The following is a 17,398-nucleotide window of genomic DNA, read 5'->3' on the forward strand; positions in this document are numbered from 1 at the left end:
GCGTATCGCTCGAAAGTGTTGCGGCACAGGGGTGTCTATTGTCGGCCCCCGTTCAGTGGCGTAACGCGTCTTCGCCGAAACCAACGGAGAGTCCTTCGTGTCCGGTCATCTGGCCCTTGCGGTGTCGACTGTGCTGTACGGGCTGGGGATAGTCGCCCAGACCGTCGCGGCGCGCAGGGCGGACCAGCGCGAGGGCACCGGCGTCGGGCTGCTCGCGCGGCTCGCCTCCGACCGCCTGTACCTGCTGGGGTTCACCGGTCAGGTGGGCGGTTTCCTGTTCGCGTTCCTGGCCCGCGCGGAGCTGCCGCTGTACCTGGTGCAGGCCGGGTCGTCGTGCGCGGTGGGGCTCGCGACGGTGATCGGCGTGCTGGCGCTGCGGTGGCGCATCAGGGCCGTGGAGGTCGCGGTGCTGGTGGTCATGGCGTGCGGCCTGCTGCTGCTCACGGGTGCGGCGGCGCCGTCGACGGCCCGCGAGCTCCCCCTGCTGCCCAGCGTCGTCGTGCTCGGGCTGCTCACGGTGGTGGTGCTGCCGCTGGCCCGCACGTGGAAGGCCGCGACGCCGGTGCTGGCCGGGCTCGCATTCGCCGTGGTGGCGGTGGCGGCGCGGACCGTGGCCGGCAAGCCGGTGCTCGACGTGGTGCTGCACCCGTTGACGTGGGTGATGGTGCTGGCGGCGTTCGTGGGGCAGGCGTGCCTGGCGACGGCGTTGCAGCGCGGCTCGGCCACGTCCGCGGTGGCCTCGATGGACGCCACGACCGTGGTGCTCGGCTCCGTCGCCGGGCTCGCGCTCATGGGCGACCGGATCGCGCCGGGCCGGGAGTGGTGGGTCGGGCTCGGCGTGCTGCTGGTCGTCAGCGGTGTGCTGGTGCTCGGGTCCGCGGCCCGCCCGGCGCCCGCGCTGGTCGGAGCCGAGCGGTGAAGCCCGTCGCCAGCGTGTCGCTGGACCTCGACAACCTCTGGGCGTACCTCAAGACCCACGGCGACCCGCGCTGGGAGCAGCGGCCCAGCTTCCTGCCCTCCGCGGTGCCCCGGCTGCTGGGCGTCTTCGGCGAGCAGCGCCTGACCACCACCGTGTTCGTGGTCGGTGCGGACGCGGAACGCGAGGACGGCGCCGCGGCGGTCGCGGCGATCACGGCGGCGGGACACGAGGTCGCGAACCACTCCTTCCGGCACGAACCCTGGCTGCACCGCTACTCCCCCACCGAGCTGGAGGCCGAGGTCGTGCGCGCGGAGGACGCGATCACGGCCGCCGGGGCACCGCGCCCGGTCGGCTTCCGCGGCCCCGGCTACAGCGTCACGCCGCAGCTGCTCGACCTGCTCGCCCGCCGCGGCTACCACTACGACGCGAGCGTGCTGCCCACGTGGATCGGGCCGCTGGCGCGGGCGTACCACAACCGCACGGCGGGCTCGACCGACGGCGGCGCCGACCTGTTCGGCGGCTTCGGCCGGGTCAGGGCGCCGAACAAGGCCTACCGGTGGCGCGACGGGCTCGTCGAGCTGCCGGTGACGACGATGCCGTTGCTGCGCGTGCCGATCCACGGCGCGTACCTGTTGCAGCTGCACCAGCTCTCGCCACGCCTGGCGCGCGGTTACTTCCGCACCGCGCTGCGGTTGTGCCGTGCCCGCGGTGTGTCCCCGTCGTTGCTGCTGCACCCGACCGACGTGCTGACCGCCGCCGAGGCGCCGGGCATGGAGTTCTTCCCCGGCATGGCGGTGCCCGGCAGCGAGAAGGTCGCCCTGCTCGACTGGGTGCTGGCGTTGCTGCGCGAGCACTTCGACGTGGTCGGCACGGGTGAGCACGTCGCGCGCGTCGCGGCGACCGGGCTGCGGGAACGTGACCCGGTCGCATGCTGACCGTGCTGCTGCGGGTCCTGGCGTGCGGGACGGTGGCGCTCGCGCCGGTGGAGGGCTACCTGCTGCGGGTGCACGACCAGTCGGCCAAGGTGGTGCCCGCCGCGCTGATCGGCGTCTGGCTGGTCTCGCTGGTGCGCGACCGGCGGCTGCCCGCACCGCACCCGCTGCACCTGCTGCTCGCGTTGCTGGCGGTGGTGCTGCTGGCGACGTCGGCGGTGCACGCGGCGGAGCCGTTCACGTTCGAGTACCTGGTGCGGTGGGCGCCTTTCCTGGTGGTCGCGGTGGTGCTCGCGGACGTCGCGGCGCGCGCGGTGCCGGTCAGGGAGCTGCTCGCCGCGGTCGTGGCCGGTGCGGTGGTGGCGGCGGCCGGCGGGCTGCTCAGCGTCGTGGGCGGCGAACTGCGGGCGACCGGGCCGCTGGAGGACCCCAACGACCTCGCTTTCTTCCTCGTGGCGGCGCTGCCGTTGCTGGTGGCGCTGCCGGCGGGGGGCCGGTTCCGGTTCGTGCCGCTCGTGCTGGGCGCGGTGCTCGCGGCCGGTGCGCTGGCGACGTTCTCCCGCGGTGGCGGCATCGCACTGGCCTGCGCGCTGGCATGGCTGGTGCTGCGGCGGGTGCTGCCGGTGCGCGCGGTCGTGGTCACCGCTGCCGTGACCGGCCTGGCGGCGCTGGTGTTCGCGCAGGTGGCGCACGCCGAGCTGGACCGGGCGTTGCAGGAGAAGAGCCACATCGCGGGCACGAACGCCGACACGCGGGTGCTGCGCTGGCAGGCGGCGGCGCGGATGCTCGCCGACGAGCCGGTGCTCGGCGTCGGACCCGGCGGGTTCCGCCAGCACTACACGGCCGCGTCGCACAACGCGGAGATCGACGAGCAGACACCGGTGGCGCACAACCTCTTCCTCGAAGTGGCGGCCGAGCTGGGCCTGCCGGGGTTCGCGTTGCTCATCGCGGTGATCGCCGCCGGGTTCGTCGCGGCGGAACGCGCGGTACGGCTCGGCGCGGACCGGCGGCAGGTCGTGGCGGTGCAGGCGGCGCTGATCGCGGTGCTGGTCGCGTCGGTCTTCCTGTCCGAGCAGTACTACCTGCCGCTGTGGTCGCTGGTGGCGATCGCGGTGGCACTGCACCAACGGGCTCGGGAGGGTCGATGCGCGTTCTCCACGTGATCAGCGAGATGGGCGCGGGCGGCGCGGAGGCGCTCGTGGCCGGGATGGCGGCGGCCGGACCGGACGTCGGCTGGGAGTCGGCGGTCGCGACCGCGGGCGGGTTCCGGGTGGCGGCGCTGCGCGACGCCGGTGTGCCGGTGTTCGACGTGCCACTGGCACGCCGGTCGGCCCTGGGCGTGGTGCGGGCGGCGTGGGCGGTCTCGGCGGCGGTGCGGCGGTTCCGGCCGGAGGTCGTGCTGGCGCACAACGTGTCCGCGAGCCTGGTGGCCCGGCTCGGTGCGCCGCGGACGCCGGTGGTGACGGTGTTCCACGGCGTGGCCGAGGCGGACGTCGCCGGTGCCGTGCGGGTGCTGCGGCGGGTGTCGGACCGGGTCGTCGCGGTGGCGGCGGCGTCGGCGGACCGGTTGCGCGCGGCCGGACTCGCCTCCGAGGTGGTCCCGAACGCGGTGTTCCCGTCGGCACCGGTCCACGACCGCGCCACCGTGCGTGCCGCGCTGGGCACCGCGCCGGACGTGCCGGTCGCCCTGTGCCCGGCCCGGCTGGAGCCGCAGAAGCGCCACGACGTGCTGCTCGACGCGTGGGCGTCGGTGGGCGGCGCGGCGGAGCTGTGGCTGGCCGGTGACGGCAGCCTGCGCGCCGAGCTGGAGGAGCACGCGGAGCGCGTCGGCGGCCGGGTGCGGTTCCTCGGCACCCGCACCGACGTGCGCGACCTGCTCGAAGCCGCCGACGTCACCGTGCTGACCAGCGACTGGGAGGGCATGCCGATCGCGCTGCTCGAGTCGCTGGCCGCGGGCCGGCCGGTGGTGGCGTCCGATGTGGACGGTGTGCGGGAGGTGCTGTCCGGCGGTGGCGGGGTCCTGGTGCCACGCCGCAGCCCGGCCGCGACCGCGAAGGCGCTGCGCGACCTGCTGCACTCCCCCCTCGCCCGCGAGGTCGCCACCGCGCGCGACGGGTCCGGTGACGCGCACGCGTTGATGAAGTCCTACGACGAGCTGCTTCGCACCGTGCTGGAGGCACGAAGAAGATGAGGGTTCCCCGAGCTGTTGTTGAAGGCGTGCTGGCCGCGGTCGTGGTCGGCGCACTCGTGTTCCTCGCCGTCGCCCTGCGCGACGGCGAGAGCGAGGGCAGGCTCGCCCTGCTCGCCACACCGTCCACTCCGGACAGCGCGCAGTTCGGCGAGGTCACCTCCCTGGCCACCCCCGCCGTCGTCCAGCTGGTCCGCAGCCCCTCCGTGCTGGACGCCGCGGCGCGCACGGCCGGTCTGCCCGCCGACCGCCTGGCCGGCGCGATCGCCGTCGAGCTGGTGCCCGCCTCCGGCGTCGTCCGCGTCTCGGTGCGCGCGGCGTCCCCGGAGCAGGCGGCGAAGGCGGTGTCGGCGGTCGCGCAGGCCGTGGTCGACGCGGACCTGCTGGCCCCCGCCGCCCGCTTCCGGCTGGTGGACCCGCGTCCGGAGACGACGGCGGTCACCCCGGACCTGCGGCTGGCCACGGGCCTGGCGCTGGTCGCCGCGGTGGTCGCGGGTGCCGCCGCGGCCGCGGTGCGGCGGTTGCGCGGAACCGGGAGCGTGGTGCGGCAGGTGCTCAGCACCGCCGGCGTGCGGCACCCGGTGGTGGTCGCGCACGACGGCGAGGCTGGTTTGACCGAACGTCTGACGGCGCTGTGCGTGGCGGCCGCACGGCCGGTGCGGGTGGTGCCGGTGGGCCCTGACCTGACCGCGCGCGCCGAGGAGCTGGCGCGGGCGTTGCCGGACAAGGCCTCCGAGCCCGCCGACGGCACGGCGGTGATCGCGGTGGCGGCGAACGACCGGATGCGCCGCGACGACCTCGCGACGGCGCTGGCGGTGCTGCCGGCGTCGGCCGTGGTGGTGGCGGTGGTGCTGGCGTGATGACGGTTCTGCGTCCGGGCCGCGCACCGGCCGTTCCGGCAGCCGGTGGTCGCGGCGCGGACCCGACGAAGCTGCCCGTGCACGCACCGGAGAACCCGGACGAGCCTCCCGGTCCCGGTGCGCGAGCGGGCCGGTTCGACACCCCTTCCACCACGGCGGTGCCCCAGTGATCACCACCACCAACCGGTCCGGCCTCGCCAGGACCGTCCTCGTCGCCCTGGTCGCACTGGCCGGCACAGCGAGCGCCGTCCGCGCACTCAGGCCCGCCTGGGAGGTCCCGCTCCCCACCGAGGCGAACCTGCCCGAAGAGCGCATGCAGGACTTCCGCGACGCGCTCTACTTCCCGATCCGGGAGTTCCTCGCCGGCGGCAACCCGTACGACCCGGCGGTGATGTTCGCGCACTGGCCGGTGCGGCAGAACTTCAACCTCTACCAGCCGTACCACCTGGTGCTGCACCTGCCGTTCGCGTTGCCGGACTACCGGGTCGGCGCGGTGGCGTTCGCGCTGGCGTGCCTGGTGCTGCTGGTCGGCCTCGCCGTCATGGCCGCCGGTCACGCCAGGCTCCCGCTGGTCGCGGGCACCGCGGTGGTCGCCACGCTGCTGGTCACGAGCCAGGTCGGCAAGGCGCAGATGTACGTCGGGCAGGTCAACCCGCTGATCGCCGTCGGCGCGGCCGGGGTGTTGCTGCTGCGCCGCTCCCACCCGTGCTGGGCCGCGGCGGCGCTCGCGCTGGCCTGGTTGAAGCCGCAGTTCGGGTTGCCGCTGGCACTGCTGGTGTTCGTGCGCGGGGACAGGAGGGTCGCGCTCACCGGTACCGCGGTCGCCGCCGCCGCCAGCCTTCCGGTCGCCACGCTCCTCGTGCTGCGGGACGGGCTCGGCGGGTTCCTCGACATCATCCAGCGCAACCTCGCGTGGGCCGGCAGCACCGGGTACGGCGCCGTCGACTCCGTGACGGCGCAACGGATCGACCTGCCGGCGGTGTTCTTCCGCACCACGGGCTGGCTGCCGCCGGCGGCGGAGCTGGTCGCGCTCTGCGGGGTCCTCGCCGTCACGGCGGTGCTGGCGCGCAGGCTCGACCGGCGCGCGGACGGGGGCGCGGCAGCGGACGTGCTGACGTGCCTGGGGACCGTCGTCGCACTGGTGCACCAGCCCGGTGACGTGCTCATCGCGGTTCCCGCGCTCGTCGCGCTCGCGGTCGTGTGCCGGCGGCGCAGGCAGGAGGCGCACTGGCGGTGGGCAGGGGCGGCGGCGCTGCTGCTCGCCGTGCCGTTCGCGCACCTGCACTTCGTCGACACCGCGGTCAAGGCCGCGCTCGGGGCACGGGCCGCCGTCACGCTCGACGGGGTCGCCGTGGTGGCCGCGTGGCTGGTGCTCGCGGTGTTCGCGGTCAGGCACACCCGGCGCGCGGCATGACCGACGTGGCGGTGCGGGGCTCGCTGTGGCTCTTCGCGGTCAACCTGGTGAGCAAGAGCAGCCAGGTCGTCGTCACGCTGGCGCTGGCGCTGTTCTTCAGCGAGGCGGAGCTGGGTGCGGTCGCGCTGGTCGTGTCGGTCGTCAACGTCGGTCAGGTGGTCCAGTCGATGGGCGTCTACGACATCATCAGCCGCACCGGACGCGACCCGCTCCTGACCGCGGGCACGGTGCTGACGATGAGCGTCGCGGCCGGGGCCGTCCTCGCCGTCACCGTCGTCGCCGCGGCCGACCCGATCGCCCGCACGCTCGGCGCTCCGGAGGCGGCCGGGATGCTGCGGCTCGCGGCGCTCACGCTGCCGTTCACGGCGGCGGGCGGTGTGCAGATGGCGTTGATGCACCGCGACCTCGACTTCCGCCGTCGCATGCTGCCGGACGCCGGGAGCATGCTGCTGGGTGCCGCGGTGACGGTCGCGCTGGCGGCACGGGGCACCGGGCCGAGCGCGTTCGTCCTCGGCCTGCTGTGCACCGCCGTCGCGCAACCCGTCCTCGCGGCCGTCGCCGGTGCCCGCATCCGGCCGGTCTGGGACGGCGCGGCGGCACGGGAGGCCGCGGCCTGGCTGGCGGTCGTGGGGCCCGGCGCGCTGATCGCCGTGCTGCTCGTCAACGTCGACTACCTCGCGATCGGGCACGTGCTCGGCCAGGAGGCGGTCGGCGGGTATTCGCTCGCGTTCCGGATCGCCTGGGTGCCCTACATCGTGGTCGCGGTCGTGCTCGGCGGGGTGCTGTTCCCGATCTGCGCCGCGAAGGTCCGGAGTGGACGGTCCGGTGAGCTGCCGGAGGAGCTGCACCGGTTCACGACGGCGACGCTGGTGGTCACCGGTGGCCTCTACGTCGTGGTCGCCCTGAGCGCCGACGCGATCACGCTGCTCGGTGCGCAGTGGACGGACGCCGCCGCGATCCTCGTCCTGCTCTGCGGCTACGGCCTCGGCCTCGGCCTGCTGCACGTCTGGTACCAGGTGGTCAGGGCCGCCGGGCACGCCCGCCAGTACCTCGCCCTCGAAGCCGCCCACCTCGTCACGCTGGTGACCGCGCTGGTCTTCACCACCCCGCACGGCCCGCAGGCCGTCGCCGTCACCCAGGTCGCCACGGTGTGGCTGCTGGTCCCCGCGACGTGGCTGGTGCTGCACCGCAACGGCCTCGCGGCCCCGCTCCCCCGGCTGGCCCGCACGGCCGCCGCGGCCGTCGCCGGCGCGCTCGTGAGCTTCGCGCTCAGCACCGTCCTGCCGGCCCCGGCGAGCGTCGCGGGCCTCGCCGCCACCGCCACCGCGCTGCTCGCCGGCTACTGCGCGGTGGTGCTGCCGTTGACCCGCACCGTCCTCATCGGACTCAAGGAGCGCACGTGAAGGTCGTCCACGTGACGCAGCCGGTCGAGGCCGGGGTCGCCGCCGTGGTGCTGGAGCTCGCCCGCGCCCAGCGCGACCGCGGCTGGGACGTCGGGATCGCCTGTCCCCCAGCCGGTTGGCTGGCCGACCAGGCCCACGCACACGGCATCCCGGTCCACTCGTGGCAGGCGACGCGACTGCCGGGTCCCGGTACCGCGCGGGAGCTGGTGTCCCTGCGCCGCACGCTCGACCGGCTCCGGCCGGACGCCGTCCACCTGCACAGCTCCAAGGCCGGGCTGGCCAGGCTGGTGCTGCGCGGCCGCGTCCCCACGCTGTTCCAGCCGCACCTGTGGTCCTTCCAGGTCGCCGGCGGGCTGCTGCGCACCGCGTGCCGCCGCTGGGAGGGGCTGGCGTCGCGCTGGACGGACCTCCTCGTCTGCGTCAGCGACGACGAGCTCGCCGCCGGTCGTGCCGCCGGGGTCACCGCACCGGCCGAGGTCGTGTGCAACGGCGTCGACACGCGGCGGCTGCACCCGCGCCACCACGACCACGACGTCCCGACCGCCGTGTGCGTCGGGCGCATCGCCCACCAGAAGGGGCAGGACCTGCTGCTGCGGGCCTGGCCGGAGGTGCTGCGGTCCGTTCCGGACGCCCGGTTGCTGCTCGTCGGCGACGGCCCGATGGCCGCCGGTCTGCGGGCCGCGCACCACCACCCGTCGGTGCACTGGCACGGCCACCGCGCCGTGGTCGCCGACTTCTACACCGAGGCCGACGTCGTCGTACTGCCCTCCCGTGCCGAGGGCATGGCCCTGGTACCGCTGGAGGCCATGGCCTGCGGGCGTTCCGTCGTCGCGTTCGACGTCGAGGGTGTGCGGCAGAGCCTCGGTGACGCCGGGGAGGTCGTGCCCGCCGGGGACGTGGACGCACTGGCGCACGCGATCGCCCTGCGCCTCACCGACCGCGAGCTCGCCGCCGCGGAGGGGAAACGCGGCCGGGTCCGCGCCGAGAACCTGTTCGACCGCGAGCGCATGACCGACCGGATCGTGACGCTCACCGAGAAGCTGCTGTCCGGGAGAGGACGAGGATGACACGGATCGCCTACCTGCTCACACAGGACAGCGGTGGCCCGGTGGACGTGACGGTCCGGCTGGCCGCCGCGCTCGCCGGGTCCGGTGACGCGGAGGTCAGGGTGTTCGGACCGCGACCGCGGCGCGGCGCCGAGCTGGTCGACCCGCACTTCGAGGAGATCCTGGTCCCCAGCAAGGGGGACGTGCGCGCCGCACGGCAGGCGCGCGCCGCGATCAAGGCGTGGCGGCCGGACGTGGTGCACGCGCAGGACCGGCGGTCCGGGCTGGTGAGCGCGGGCCTCGCGACGGCGGGCACCAAGATCGTGCACACCTACCACGGGGTGCCCGACGACGTGGACGAGTCGTGGTTCCGGTGCGTGCGGGGCTCGACGCCGCCGTCGCACTACACCCGCGCCGTGCTCGCCGGTGACGCCGCGGTCGCGCGGGTCGTGCACCGGACGGTGGTGCCGGCCAGGGAGATGGGCCGGTTCCTGCGCGAACGCCTGTACGTGCCCCCGCACCGCATGACCCACATCGACAACTGCGTCGACGTCGGTGAGGCGCACCCGCCGACGGCACCGGTGCGCAGGCTGATCTTCGTGGGGCTGCTGGTGGAGCGCAAGGGGCTGCTGACCCTGCTCGACGCGCTGGAGACCACCATGCCCGCCGACGCCACGCTCACGGTCGTCGGCGACGGTCCACAACGGACCCAGGCGGAGGGCCGGGTGACCCGGCGGGGGTTGCAGGACCGGGTGCGGTTCCTCGGTTTCCGCACGGACGTCCCCGACCTGCTGCGCGAGCACGACGCGCTGGTGCTGCCGTCCACGATGGAGCAGCAGCCGCTCGTCGTCGCCGAGGCGATGGCCGCGGGCAAGCCGGTGGTGGCCACGGACACCGGTGGTGTGGCGGACATGCTGGGCATCCCCGCCGTCGAGTGCCCGCGTCCCGGTGACGTGACCGCGTTGCAGCAGCGGCTCACCGAGCTGTTCGCCGACCCGGAGCCCGGCCGCACCGGCCAGGCCCTGGCCGCCAGGGCGCGCGAGCGGTTCACCGCCGAGGTGTGCGCCCGCCGCCACCTGGAGCTCTACCGCGGGCTCACCGCTTCTGCGCGTTGACGTAGACCGCCGCGTCCGCCGGAGGCAGGTCGATCTCCGGCGGCACCGGCTCGCCCCGCAGCGTCGCGAGGCCCTGCGGCGGGGTCATCCGCACCGCGGCCTTGGTCGGGTTCACCGCCACCCAGCCGTTGCTGAACCGGCGGGTCCACGCCCCGCTGGGCAACCGGTTCGCCGCTTCGACCGCCTCCCCCAGCCGCGCGTCCTGGTAGATCGACCAGTACGGGCTCTTGTAGCTGGGATCGGCCTGCGTCCAGCACGTGTGCGGGCTCGCGAGCAACGCGGCCGAGGCGTACCCGACGCGTTCCTCCTGGTCCGACTTCGTGTGCGTGATCAGCAGCAGCCACGACTCGCCGAGCGCGGCCTGGGCGCGCTGTTCCTTGAACTGGTTGCCCTTGAACGTGATCAGCTCGCCGGCGCCGTTGTCGCCGCGCAGGCCGAAGTTCTCCTCCATCGCACCGGCGTACCGGGAGTGCGCCGACCAGCGGCCGGGCGTCAGCTGCGACTCCGAGACGTTGGGCACCAGCATCTTCCCCGACTTCTCCAGCGCGGTGCCGGCGAGGTCGAGCAGACCGTCCAGGCCCTCGCGCAGCAACCGGTCAGTGGCCGCGGTGTCGGCCGTGCCCGCGATCACCGCGGGCGAGTAGTACCGCAGCGAGCTGAAGTCGTTGTCGGCCAGCACGCCGTCCCAGCCCTCGCGGGTCACCTCGGCGACGACCGCGTTCACCCAGGCCTGCTGGTACTCCCTGTTCCACACCGCCATCTGCCAGTGCTTGGGGTACCCGGCCCACTCGATGCGCTTGCCCGCCGTGTCGACCGCGAACCACGCGGGGTGCTGCTGCTGGGCGGCGTAGTACCCGATGCCGGTGGGCAGGTACTTGGAGTCGCGGTCGCCCTCCACCGCGCCGGGGTAGTTGCGGGTGCTGGCGAAGTCCTTGTAGACCAGCACCTTGATCTTCGGGTTGAGGTCGTGGAGGCGGCGCATGGCCGAGGTCTCCCACGCGTTGAGCACCACGACGTCGTAGTGCTTGGCCGCCTCGCGGATCTCCCAGGCGGCCGGCGAGTCGCCGATGCCGTACCACCAGGCGCACGGCGCGACCGGTTTCGGCGGCGGGCCGGTCGTGATCGGGTCGCTCGCCGCAGTCACCGAACAGGCCGTCGAGAACAGCACCAGCACAAGTGCGGTGAATCGGCGCATCAGCGATTTTTCCGGCAACACAACTCACCCGCCGTCATCAGTAGAATCCTCAGGTCGAGCCACAGCGACCAATTCGCGATGTAGTAGTTGTCGTATCGAGACCTGTCGGCGATCGAGGTGTCACCCCTCAACCCGTGAACCTGGGCAAGACCGGTGAGACCGGTCGGGACGCGGTGGCGCGCCCAATATAGCTCGTGAATGGCGGAGAACTCGCGAACGAAACCGGGACGCTCCGGGCGCGGCCCCACGACGCACATGTCGCCGCGCAGGACGTTCCACAGCTGGGGCAGCTCGTCGAGCGAGGTGCGGCGCAGGAACCGGCCGACCGGCCCGACCCGGGAGTCGCCCTCGACGGACCAGCGGACCTGGGAGTCGTCCTCACCGGACTGGCGGACGCTGCGGATCTTGTAGAGGACGAACGTCCGGTCGTCCATCCCCACCCTGACCTGCCGGAAGAACAGCGGGCGACCGCTTTCGACCAGCACGGCCAGCGCGCACAGGCCGATCACCGGGGACAGCACGACGAGCGCCACCGCGGCCAGCACGAGGTCGAGGACGCGCTTGACCCACCAGGTCGGGCGCCTGGTCGGGGACGTGCCCAGCCGCATCAGCGGGTAGCTGCGCAGCCGCTCGATGCCGGGGCCGTCGGGGTGCAGCTCGTACATCCGCGGCACCACGAGCGTGGAGCAGCCCAGCCGGTGGGCGGTGATGGCGGCCTCGACCAGGCGGGACTCGCGGGTGTGCGAGAACGCGAGCACGACCGTGCCCGCCCGCAGCCGCACGACGGCCTCCGCGAGGTCGCCGTCGATCACCTCCAGCGGCGGTCGCTGCTGGTCGGGGTCGGGACCCGCGTCGGCGAACGCGACCGGGCGCAGGCCGAACTGGGGGTGCTCCAGCATGGTCCTGGCGAGGTTCACGCCGACCGAGCCCGCGCCGACGATGATCGTGCGGTCGCAGCGGTCGAACCGCCGCCGGCACCACCGGCCGAACGCGAACACGCACCACCGCACCGGCTCGATGACCAGCGCGTACGTCATCATCGCCCACTGCGCGGCGCTGACGTCGGCCGCCGGTGCGGCCCCGAGCAGACCGGCGCAGGTGAGCAGCGCGAAGGCCAGCGCCGTGCTCGCGGCGGAGCGGGGCAGGTCCTGCAGCCACGACAGCCACAGCCGCCTGCGGTAGAGCCGCCAGCCCGCCCTGATGCCCAGCACGGTCGCCGCGATGGCGGCGGTCCAGCGCCAGTCGACGCCGCGGTGCACGCACACCGCCGCCAGTGCCGTGCTGTCGGCCAGCACGAGCAGCACGGCCACCGCGTTCACCCGGCTGAGCAGGTCCCGCGAGCGGCGGCGGGGCGTTGCGGCCCGCCCCAGGGGCGGCCTTCCGCGGTCAGCCGGCCGGACCTCGTCCGCCTGCGGTGGTGCGGCGGGAACGGCCACCGCCGAGAGTCGCCTCATGGAAGATCATCCGATCGATGGAGAGTGGACGGCACAGCGACACGAAAGAGTTAACGAGGGGCTTAAGTTCAGCTCTTCGGGTATCAAATTTCCCTCTTCGGTGTGCTGAGCGAATGCAATTGGTGAGCTTTCGGCGTACTACTGCCCTGGTCTACGCCAGGGGCGTCTCAAAAGCTTTAGCACGTCGTGTCAATAATTCATGGCACCAACCGCGAGCCACCGAAGTGGGGGCATTGAGTGAAAGTCGGCGAAAACGGCGTCCGGCAATCGGCCGGGCACGCGACGACGACCGTGCAGGTCGTGCAGCAGCCCGTCCGGCAGTCCGTGCAGACGGCCCAAGCCGCGCAGAACGACGCCCGGCCGTGCGGCGACGTGCACGTCGTGCTCCCCGCCTACAACGAGGCGGTCGCACTCCCGGCGCTGCTGCGGCGCATCGCCGGCGTCGAGCTGTCCGACCGGATCACGGTGTGGGTGGTCGACGACGGTTCCTCCGACGGCACCGGCGACTGCGTGGCGGGCGTCCGCGGCCTGGACGTCCGGCTGGTGCGCCACCCGGTGAACCTCGGCCTCGGCCAGGCCGTCCAGTCCGGGCTGCGTGCGGTGCTCGACGCGGCCGCGGCGGACGACGTCCTGGTCGTGATGGACGCCGACGACACGCACGACCCGCGACTGATCTCCCCGCTGCTCGGGGAGATCGCGGCCGGCGCGGACGTGGTGATCTGCTCGCGCTTCGTCGACGGCGGCGACGACTCGACCGCACCGCGCTTCCGCCGGTTCCTGTCCCGCGGCGCGCGCGTCGTGTTCGGCCGGGTGCTGCACTTCGACGGCATCCAGGACTTCACCAGCGGCTTCCGCGCCTACCGGGTGAGCCTGCTGCGCCGGGCCGCCGCGCACTGGGGCGAGCGGCTGGTCGAGGAACGCGGGTTCGCCTGCATGGTCGAGCTGCTGCTGAAGCTGCGCCACTGCGGGCCGGTGGTCAGCGAGATCCCGTTCCGGCTGCGCTACGACCGCAAGCCCGGCGCCAGCAAGCTCCGGCTCGGCCGGACGCTGACCCAGTACCTGTTGCTGCTCACGCGTGACCGCCTCGCGCCCGTGCCGTACCGGAAGCTCTGATGGCGACGCCAGTGCGCAACGTCGTCGTGATCGGCGGAGGCATCTGCGGCCTCGCCACCGCACACCGGCTCGTGCGGGCCGGCCTGCCGGTGACGGTGCTCGAGAGCAGCGACCAGCTCGGCGGGCTCGGCACGTTCTTCCCGTCGCGGGGCCGGTGGGTGGAACGCTTCTACCACTGCGTGATGCCGACCGACGACGCGTTGCTCGGCCTGTTGGACGACGTGGGCCTGCGCGAGAGCATCGGCTGGCGGCGCACCACCATGGGCATGGTCGTCGAGGGCGCGCACCACCCGTTCAACTCCGCGCTGGACCTGCTGCGGTTCCGGGCGCTGAGCCTGCCGGACCGGGTGCGCTTCGGCGTGGTCTCGCTGCTGCTGCGGCGGTTGGGCAAGGGCAAGGACCTCGACCGCCTGCGCACCGAGGACTGGCTGCGGGGGCTGTACGGCGACGCCGTGTGGAGCACGCTGCTCGCCCCGCTGTTCGGCGCCAAGTTCGGTTCGGCGTTCGGCGACGTGCCCGCGCTGTACCTGTGGCAGCGCCTGGGCCGGGAGAGCAACGACTCGGTGCGCGGCTACCCGGCCGGTGGCTACAAGGTCTTGGTCGACGCGCTGCGCCGGTCCATTGAGGACGGTGGCGGTGTCGTGCGCACCTCGGCTCCCGCGGCCCGCGTGGAGACCAGGGGCGAGCGGGTGGTCGTGACGCTGGCCGACGGCGAGTCGCTGGTGGCGGACCACGCGGTCTCCACGGTCCCGCTGCCCGCGTTGCGCGGTATCGCCGACGAGGAGCTGGCCCGGCGGCTGCCCGACGTGCGGTTGCGCTACCAGGGCGTCGTGAACACGTTGTTCTTCCTGCGCAAGCCGTTGTCGGGGCACTACTGGGCGCCGGTGCTGCGCTCGGGCACCGACTTCGACGGCGTGATCGAGATGTCCGCGCTGGCGGGCACCGAACCCTACGACGGCCGCCACCTCGTGTACGTCATGCGCTACACCGACCGCGACTCCGCGCTGTACCGCGAGGACGAGACCGCGATCGCGCGGCGGTGGACGGAGCAGCTGCTGGCCCTGCACCCCGGCCTGTCGCCGGCGGACGTCGACGAGGTGCGCACGTTCAAGGCGCCGTTCGTGGAACCGGTGTACCCGCTGGGCTACCTGACCGACCGGCCGGCCGTCGAGGTGCCCGGCACCCGGCTGCTGCTCGCCACGACCGCCCACGTCTACCCGAACGTCACCAGCTGGAACTCGAGCGTCGAGCTCGCGAACTCGGTGACCGACCGCCTCCTGCGCGCCGCCAGGAGGCCCACGCCCCAGGAGATCGACGCATGGTCAGCAGAATCGGCGCGGTGATCACCGCTCTCACGGTCACCGCAGCCACCCTCGTTTCCTCCCAGCAGGTCCACGCCGACTCCGCGCCGCTGCTGCCCGACCTGCGGCAGGCGCCGATCGGGTGCCCCGGCGGGTTCGCCGGCAACCCGGACACGTGCCGCGACTGGGACGTGTGCCTGGTCGAGGACGCCTCGAAGCCGCGCGGCAAGTGCGCTCGCGAGGGCGGCCGGATCGAGGCGGTGCGCCTGCGGTTCACCACGTCCATCGACAACGTCGGCGACGGTCCCCTGCTGCTGCACGCGCACCGCGACAGCACCGACGTGCCGACGATGAAGGTGCGCCAGTCGATCCAGTCCGGTGTGGATGGTTCGATCGCGCGCACGTACGCCGAGGCGCGGCGCGAGACCACCTCGAGCGCCTACTACGAACCGGCCGAGTCGCACCAGCACTGGCACCTGCTCAACTTCGAGTACTTCCAGCTGCGCAGGCCCGACGGCGGCGTGGTCGTGACCGACCGCAAGAACGGGTTCTGCATCGGCGACCGCTACGACGTCGTGGACGACCTGCCGCGGCGCCCGCTCGACCCGGCCACGCCGGAGGGCCAGCTGGCGGCCCGGCTCAACGGGCACATGTGCGAGCACCACAACCCGGCCGCGCAGGACGTCCTGTTCGGGATCTCCGTCGGCTCCGGCGACGACTACAAGCACCGGGTCGACTTCCAGTGGCTCGACCTCACGCACGTGCCGTCGGGTGTCTACGACGTGGTCAACGCCGCGAACTCCGACCGGGCGTTGCTGGAGAAGGACTACAGCAACAACACGTCGTCGATCGCGATCTCGCTGCAGTGGCCGCGCGGCGCGGTGCAGCCGCCCGCGACGATCACGTTCGCGCCGTCGGTGAAGCTGCTGCGCAGCTGTCCCGGCCGGGAGCGGTGCGCCGAGTCGAGGTAGTACCGGTTCGAATACCGAAACGGGGTGTCCGCGGTCGCGGGCACCCCGTTTCGCGTTTCTCGCGCGCTTTACCACACAACCAGTTAGCAGCACAAACTACTCACTCTGCGAAACCGCGTTCACCACTAGCACATCGGCACTCCGAACACAATTCGCCAGTTCGCGCAACCGAACACTGTTCGAGAACTGCATTCGCGCTCACGTCAATAGTCCGAGCAGTGCAATTTTGATCACAGTGGAGAGTGCCACACGCAACCCCGTTGGACCTTGACCTGGCCATGTGGTGAGTTGAGAGAATTCACTTCGCATTCCACCCCGACCGGACTGTGCCCTGACCTGATTCCCCAGCCGATCAGGAGACCCTGTCTTGAGCACGGCAGACTTCACCCTGCGCGATTTCGCCGTTGGGCAACTGCAGAGCCTGTTGCGCGCTGTCGGATTAGCGGATTCGGCGCGCAGTTCGACGGCGTTGCTGGGTGACGCATTGGGACCCGGCGCACTGCGCCCGTTGTCCGCTGTTCCGTCGTGGCCGTCATCGGTCGCCGACGACCACACACCTGTTGAATTCTCGGTCGCTTTGGCCAGGAACGAACCACCCGCGGTGCGGATGATCGTGGAGTCGCTCGCCGAACAGCCGGACAGCCGGGCCAACCTGACCGCGGCGCTGGCCGTGCTCGACCAGCTCGCCGCCCGGTACGACCTCGACCTGCGCCAGCTCGACCAGGTCCGCGACCTCTTCCTGCCGGAGGACCCGCAGGGCGCCTTCTCGTTCTGGTACTCGCTGATCGTCGGGGCCCACGCGGCACCGGCGATCAAGGTCTACCTCAACCCCGACGTGCGCGGCCCCGGACGCGGCACCGAGCTCGTCAGCGCGGCGCTGGACCGGCTCGGCCTCGGCCCTGCCTTCCCCGCCGTCGCCCGGCACGCCCTGCACCGTGAGGGCCTGGACCGGTTCTCGTTCTTCGCCCTCGACCTGATGGACGACCACCGCGCGCGGGTGAAGACCTACGTCTCGCACGACTCCGCCGAGATCGCCGACGTCACGCACGCGGCGGCCGCGGTGCCCGGGGTGGACCTGGGGCTGCTGGCGGACGTCTGCGCGATCGCCGGTGCCGGCACCGGCCCGTTCACCCGGCGCCCGCTGATGTCGGCCTACAACTTCCTCGCCGGCGACACCGAACGGCCGGGCGGCTACTCGGTCTACATCCCGGTGCGCGACTACGTGCAGGACGACCTGGAGGCGTGCGAGCGGGTCCTCGCGATCATGACCAGGTGCGGCCTCGACCCGACGCCGTTCGTGCTGGCGCTGACGAGCATCGTGCGCAGGCCGCTGGGCGACGGTGTCGGTCTCATCGCCCACGTCTCGCTGCGCCTGGGCCGGCCGCGCCCCGGCGTCACGGTCTACCTGTCCTCCGAGGCGTACGACGTGACCCCTCCCCGAACCACAGCCATGTCGTCGTAGTGCCGCAGTACGAGGAAAGAAGGCA

The 17,398-nt window shown here is 73.0% G+C and carries 16 protein-coding genes; 14 read left to right on the forward strand and 2 right to left on the reverse strand.

Translation table 11 applies throughout. The features are described 5' to 3' along the window. Nucleotides 1-97: 97 nt before the first annotated feature. The 10 genes from ACZ7CF_RS01160 to ACZ7CF_RS01205 are packed head-to-tail and all read left to right on the forward strand — an operon-like array spanning nt 98 to nt 9,877. On the forward strand, nt 98-919 hold the full coding sequence (locus ACZ7CF_RS01160; RefSeq protein WP_360387574.1) for a hypothetical protein: 822 nt from the start codon (nt 98-100) through the stop codon (nt 917-919). Then, a complete protein-coding gene (locus ACZ7CF_RS01165) occupies nt 916-1,854 on the forward strand; it encodes a polysaccharide deacetylase family protein (RefSeq protein WP_470368512.1) in 939 nt (312 codons plus the stop codon). The genes ACZ7CF_RS01160 and ACZ7CF_RS01165 overlap by 4 nt, the downstream gene beginning before the upstream one ends. Further along, nucleotides 1,848-3,014: an O-antigen ligase family protein gene (locus ACZ7CF_RS01170; RefSeq protein ID WP_470368513.1), complete on the forward strand. Its 1,167-nt coding sequence runs from the start codon at nt 1,848-1,850 to the stop codon at nt 3,012-3,014. The genes ACZ7CF_RS01165 and ACZ7CF_RS01170 overlap by 7 nt, the downstream gene beginning before the upstream one ends. Further along, nucleotides 2,996-4,042, forward strand: coding sequence for a glycosyltransferase (locus ACZ7CF_RS01175; protein WP_458433216.1), 1,047 nt, complete (start codon nt 2,996-2,998; stop codon nt 4,040-4,042). Before ACZ7CF_RS01170 ends, ACZ7CF_RS01175 begins: the two co-directional genes overlap by 19 nt. Then, nucleotides 4,039-4,899 carry a hypothetical protein gene (locus tag ACZ7CF_RS01180; RefSeq protein WP_470368514.1) on the forward strand — a complete coding sequence of 287 codons (861 nt, stop codon included), beginning with the start codon at nt 4,039-4,041 and terminating at the stop codon, nt 4,897-4,899. Before ACZ7CF_RS01175 ends, ACZ7CF_RS01180 begins: the two co-directional genes overlap by 4 nt. After that, on the forward strand, nt 4,899-5,069 hold the full coding sequence (locus ACZ7CF_RS01185; protein ID WP_360387559.1) for a hypothetical protein: 171 nt from the start codon (nt 4,899-4,901) through the stop codon (nt 5,067-5,069). Before ACZ7CF_RS01180 ends, ACZ7CF_RS01185 begins: the two co-directional genes overlap by 1 nt. Next, the gene (locus ACZ7CF_RS01190) at nt 5,066-6,313 is read left to right on the forward strand and encodes a glycosyltransferase family 87 protein (protein WP_470368515.1); all 1,248 of its coding nucleotides are present in this window, start codon (nt 5,066-5,068) and stop codon (nt 6,311-6,313) included. Before ACZ7CF_RS01185 ends, ACZ7CF_RS01190 begins: the two co-directional genes overlap by 4 nt. After that, nucleotides 6,262-7,716, forward strand: a complete 1,455-nt coding sequence (locus ACZ7CF_RS01195; RefSeq protein ID WP_470368516.1) for an oligosaccharide flippase family protein — start codon at nt 6,262-6,264, stop codon at nt 7,714-7,716. The genes ACZ7CF_RS01190 and ACZ7CF_RS01195 overlap by 52 nt, the downstream gene beginning before the upstream one ends. Continuing rightward, nucleotides 7,713-8,783 carry a glycosyltransferase gene (locus ACZ7CF_RS01200; protein ID WP_360387550.1) on the forward strand — a complete coding sequence of 357 codons (1,071 nt, stop codon included), beginning with the start codon at nt 7,713-7,715 and terminating at the stop codon, nt 8,781-8,783. Before ACZ7CF_RS01195 ends, ACZ7CF_RS01200 begins: the two co-directional genes overlap by 4 nt. Then, nucleotides 8,780-9,877 carry a glycosyltransferase family 4 protein gene (locus tag ACZ7CF_RS01205; RefSeq protein ID WP_360387547.1) on the forward strand — a complete coding sequence of 366 codons (1,098 nt, stop codon included), beginning with the start codon at nt 8,780-8,782 and terminating at the stop codon, nt 9,875-9,877. Before ACZ7CF_RS01200 ends, ACZ7CF_RS01205 begins: the two co-directional genes overlap by 4 nt. On the opposite strand, the gene ACZ7CF_RS01210 is transcribed toward ACZ7CF_RS01205, so the two are convergent. Both ACZ7CF_RS01210 and ACZ7CF_RS01215 read right to left on the reverse strand, forming a co-directional pair. Further along, on the reverse strand, nt 9,858-11,072 hold the full coding sequence (locus ACZ7CF_RS01210) for a putative glycoside hydrolase family 15 protein (RefSeq protein ID WP_360387545.1): 1,215 nt from the start codon (nt 11,070-11,072) through the stop codon (nt 9,858-9,860). The two genes, ACZ7CF_RS01205 and ACZ7CF_RS01210, sit on opposite strands and share 20 nt — an antisense overlap. Beyond that, entirely contained in the window at nt 11,072-12,526 is a 1,455-nt protein-coding gene (locus ACZ7CF_RS01215; RefSeq protein WP_470368517.1) for a sugar transferase, read from the reverse strand. Before ACZ7CF_RS01215 ends, ACZ7CF_RS01210 begins: the two co-directional genes overlap by 1 nt. A gap of 237 nt (nt 12,527-12,763) precedes the next feature. On the opposite strand from ACZ7CF_RS01215, the gene ACZ7CF_RS01220 reads away from it, so the two are divergent. The 4 genes from ACZ7CF_RS01220 to ACZ7CF_RS01235 all read left to right on the forward strand — a co-directional run bounded on the left by ACZ7CF_RS01220 (nt 12,764) and on the right by ACZ7CF_RS01235 (nt 17,373). Beyond that, nucleotides 12,764-13,639 (forward strand): glycosyltransferase, encoded by an 876-nt coding sequence (locus ACZ7CF_RS01220; protein ID WP_360387539.1) that lies wholly within the window; start codon nt 12,764-12,766, stop codon nt 13,637-13,639. Further along, nucleotides 13,639-14,982 (forward strand): FAD-dependent oxidoreductase, encoded by a 1,344-nt coding sequence (locus tag ACZ7CF_RS01225; RefSeq protein WP_470368518.1) that lies wholly within the window; start codon nt 13,639-13,641, stop codon nt 14,980-14,982. The genes ACZ7CF_RS01220 and ACZ7CF_RS01225 overlap by 1 nt, the downstream gene beginning before the upstream one ends. Continuing rightward, a complete protein-coding gene (locus ACZ7CF_RS01230) occupies nt 14,958-15,911 on the forward strand; it encodes a lysyl oxidase family protein (RefSeq protein WP_470368519.1) in 954 nt (317 codons plus the stop codon). Before ACZ7CF_RS01225 ends, ACZ7CF_RS01230 begins: the two co-directional genes overlap by 25 nt. 484 nt (nt 15,912-16,395) lie before the next feature. Then, nucleotides 16,396-17,373: a tryptophan dimethylallyltransferase family protein gene (locus tag ACZ7CF_RS01235; protein WP_470368881.1), complete on the forward strand. Its 978-nt coding sequence runs from the start codon at nt 16,396-16,398 to the stop codon at nt 17,371-17,373. Nucleotides 17,374-17,398: the final 25 nt, after the last annotated feature.

Source organism: Lentzea sp. NPDC036955, assembly GCF_055608005.1.